This window comes from Pseudomonas sp. FW305-28, assembly GCF_017351395.1.
In the GTDB taxonomy this organism is placed as follows: domain Bacteria; phylum Pseudomonadota; class Gammaproteobacteria; order Pseudomonadales; family Pseudomonadaceae; genus Aquipseudomonas; species Aquipseudomonas fluorescens_AA.
Genome location: NZ_JACNDD010000269.1, coordinates 1 through 3522 on the forward strand (window position 1 = coordinate 1; position 3522 = coordinate 3522).

At 64.6% G+C, this 3522-nt stretch carries 3 protein-coding genes; all 3 read right to left on the reverse strand.

What is annotated here, in order from left to right; genetic code table 11:
* Positions 1-22: 22 nt before the first annotated feature.
* From urtD to urtB, 3 genes are read right to left on the reverse strand one after another with little or no spacing between them, the layout of a single operon-like run.
* Entirely contained in the window at positions 23-883 is an 861-nt protein-coding gene (gene urtD, locus J4E53_RS30120) for an urea ABC transporter ATP-binding protein UrtD (protein WP_092204811.1), read from the reverse strand.
* Positions 883-1959 carry an urea ABC transporter permease subunit UrtC gene (gene urtC / locus J4E53_RS30125; protein WP_103309830.1) on the reverse strand — a complete coding sequence of 359 codons (1077 nt, stop codon included), beginning with the start codon at positions 1957-1959 and terminating at the stop codon, positions 883-885. Before urtC ends, urtD begins: the two co-directional genes overlap by 1 nt.
* A complete protein-coding gene (gene urtB, locus J4E53_RS30130; protein ID WP_103309828.1) occupies positions 1959-3461 on the reverse strand; it encodes an urea ABC transporter permease subunit UrtB in 1503 nt (500 codons plus the stop codon). The genes urtC and urtB overlap by 1 nt, the downstream gene beginning before the upstream one ends.
* Positions 3462-3522: the final 61 nt, after the last annotated feature.

Genomic DNA, 3522 nt, shown 5'->3' on the forward strand with positions numbered 1-3522 from the left:
GCTCGCTCCCACATAAAAGCGATCAGCGACCGAGATACACCTCGATCACCCGCTCATTGTCCTGCACCTGTTCCAGCGACCCTTCGGCCAACACGCTGCCCTGGTGCAGGACGGTGACGTGGTCGGCGATCGCGCCGACGAAGCCCATGTCGTGTTCCACCACCATCAGCGAATGCTTGCCCGCCAGGGACTTGAACAGCTCGGCGGTGAACTCGGTCTCGGCGTCGGTCATGCCCGCCACCGGTTCGTCGAGCAACAGCAACTGCGGGTCTTGCACCAGCAGCATGCCGATCTCCAGGAACTGCTTCTGCCCGTGGGACAGCAACCCGGCAGCGCGGTTGACCGACGTGGCAAGGCGGATGGTCTCGAGCACTTCGTCGATACGGTCGTGCTGCTCGCCAGTGAGTCTTGCCCGCAGGCTGGCCCACACCGATTTGTCGGTCTTGAGCGCCAGCTCCAGGTTCTCGAACACGCTCAGGGCTTCGAACACCGTGGGCTTCTGGAACTTGCGCCCGATGCCGGCCTGGGCGATCTGCACCTCGCTCATGCTCGTCAGGTCCAGGGTCTCGCCGAACCAGGCCTTGCCGTGGCTGGGGCGGGTCTTGCCGGTGATCACGTCCATCAGCGTGGTCTTGCCGGCGCCGTTGGGGCCGATGATGCAGCGCAACTCGCCGACGCCGATGTACAGGTTCAAATCGTTCAAGGCCTTGAAGCCATCGAAGCTGACGCTGATGTCTTCCAGGGTCAGGATGGTGCCGTGGCGGGTGTTCAGGCCCACGCCGGCTGCCTGGCCGAGGCCGATGGCGTCGCGGCTGCTGCCTTGGTCCTTGTTGGGCTCCAGGATGGGTTCGAGCATGAAGTCCGCCGTAGGTGTGATTCGCATCATTCGCTCCTTTTCTTCAGCAACCCGATCACACCCTTGGGCAGATACAGGGTCACGACGATGAACAGGGCGCCGAGGAAGAACAGCCAATATTCAGGAAACGCCACGGTGAACCAGCTCTTCATGCCGTTCACGACCCCGGCGCCCAGCAACGGCCCGATCAACGTGCCGCGCCCGCCAAGGGCGACCCACACGGCGGCCTCGATGGAGTTGGTCGGCGACATTTCGCTGGGGTTGATGATGCCCACCTGCGGCACGTACAACGCCCCGGCCAGGCCGCACAACACCGCGCTCAACACCCAGACGAACAGCTTGAAACCACGGGGATCGTAGCCGCAGAACATCAGGCGGTTTTCTGCGTCCCGCAGGGCGGTCAGTACCCGGCCGAACTTGCTGCGGGCCAGGCGCCAGCCGATGAACAGGCTCGCCACCAGCAGCAACACCGTGGCGAAAAACAGCACCGCCCGGGTGCCTGGCTCGGTGATGCCGAAGCCCAGGATCGAGCGGAAATTGGTGAAGCCGTTGTTGCCGCCAAATCCGGTTTCGTTGCGGAAAAACAGGAGCATTCCGGCGAAGGTCAGGGCCTGGGTCATGATCGAGAAATACACGCCCTTGATCCGCGAGCGGAAGGCGAAGAAGCCGAACACCAGGGCCAGCAACCCCGGCGCCAGCACCACCAGGCACATCGCCCAGAGGAAACTGTCGGTGCCGGCCCAGTACCAAGGCAACTCGGTCCACGACAGGAAGGTCATGAACGCCGGCAAGCCATCCCCGGCGGCCTGGCGCATCAAGTACATGCCCATGGCGTAGCCGCCCAGGGCGAAGAACAGGCCGTGGCCCAGGGAGAGCAAGCCGGCGTAGCCCCAGACCAGGTCCAGTGCCAGGGCGACGATGGCGTAGCAGAGAATCTTGCCCACCAGGGTCAGGGTGTAGGCCGACACGTGCAGCGGATTGTCCGCCGCCAGCAGCGACAGCAACGGCAGGCTCAGCAACACGGCGAGGATCAGCGTGCCGACGGCGAGGGTGACTTTGGGACCGGCCTTTTGCGTGGCCGTGAGCATCAGGGGCTGGTTCATCAGTCGATTACCCGTCCTTTGAGCGCGAAGAGGCCTTGCGGACGCTTCTGGATGAACAGAATGATCAGCGCGAGGATCAGGATCTTGCCCAGCACGGCGCCGATCTGCGGTTCGAGGATCTTGTTGGCGATACCCAGGCCGAAGGCGGCGAACACACTGCCGGCCAACTGGCCGACACCACCGAGCACCACCACCAGGAACGAGTCGATGATGTAGCTCTGGCCCAGGTCCGGGCCGACGTTGCCGATCTGGCTCAGGGCCACGCCTCCGAGCCCGGCGATGCCCGAGCCGAGGCCGAAGGCGAGCATGTCGACGCGGCCGGTGGGCACGCCGCAGCAGGCGGCCATGTTGCGGTTCTGGGTCACCGCGCGCACGTTCAGGCCCAGGCGCGTCTTGTTCAGCAGCAGCCAGGTCAGCACCACCACGAACAAGGCGAAGGCGATGATCACGATGCGGTTGTACGGCAGCACCAGGTTCGGCAACACCTGGATCCCGCCCGAGAGCCAGGCCGGGTTGGCGACTTCGACGTTCTGCGCACCGAACACCAGGCGCACCAGTTGGATCAGCATCAGGCTGATACCCCAGGTGGCGAGCAGGGTTTCCAGCGGCCGCCCGTAGAGGTGGCGAATCACCGTACGCTCCAGGGCCATGCCGATGGCCGCGGTGATGAAAAATGCCACCGGCAGGGCGATCAGCGGATAGAACTCGATGGCGTTCGGGGCGAAGCGCTGGAACAGCAACTGCACCACATAAGTGGAATAGGCGCCCAGCATGAGCATCTCGCCGTGGGCCATGTTGATCACCCCCAGCAGGCCGAAGGTAATCGCCAGGCCGAGGGCGGCGAGCAGCAGGATCGAGCCCAGGGACATACCGCTGAAGGCCTGGCCCAGCAACTCGCCCACCAGGAGTTTGCGCTTGACCTGGCCCAGGCTGGTTTCAGCGGCGGTGCGCACGGCGGCATCGGTTTCGATGCCGGGTTCGAGCAGGCCTTCCAGGCGGGTACGGGCCAGTGGATCGCCGGTTTCCCCCAGCAGCCGGACGGCGGCCAGGCGCACATTCGGGTTGGTGTCCACCAGTTGCAGGTTCGCCAGGGCCAGGCTCAGGGCGGCGTGTACGTCTTCGTCCTGCTCACCGGCCAGTTGCCGATCAAGAAACGCCAGTTGCGCCGGGCGGGCAGTTTTTTGCAGTTGCTGCGCGGCGGCCAGGCGTACGCGGGCATCGACGGCGAGCAGTTGATGGCTGGCGAGGGCGGTTTCGATCAGCCCGCGCAAGCGGTTGTTCAGGCGCAGGATTTTTGGCTGGCCGTCGACGATCAATTGGCCTTGTTGCAGGGCGTTGATCAGTTCGACACGGGCAGGCTCCGGCTGCGCGGCCCAGGTTTCCAGGAGTTTGGCCTGCTGGGTCGGGTTGGCGGCGACGAAGTCTTCGGCGTCACCGGCGTGGGCCTCCAGTGGCAACAGCAGCACCAGGGCGAGGATAAGGCGGTAAAGGGCGGTGGGCATATGCTAGGCCTTGCGCAGTGCTTTTTGTGGGAGCGAGCTTGCTCGCGATAGCGGTGTGTCA

What these genes read in the sequence shown, in the direction of transcription:
- urtB (WP_103309828.1), bottom strand. Translation starts at nt 3,461, where the DNA reads ATGCCCACCGCCCTTTACCGCCTTATCCTCGCCCTGGTGCTGCTGTTG.
- urtC (WP_103309830.1), bottom strand. Translation starts at nt 1,959, where the DNA reads ATGAACCAGCCCCTGATGCTCACGGCCACGCAAAAGGCCGGTCCCAAA.
- urtD (WP_092204811.1), bottom strand. Translation starts at nt 883, where the DNA reads ATGCGAATCACACCTACGGCGGACTTCATGCTCGAACCCATCCTGGAG.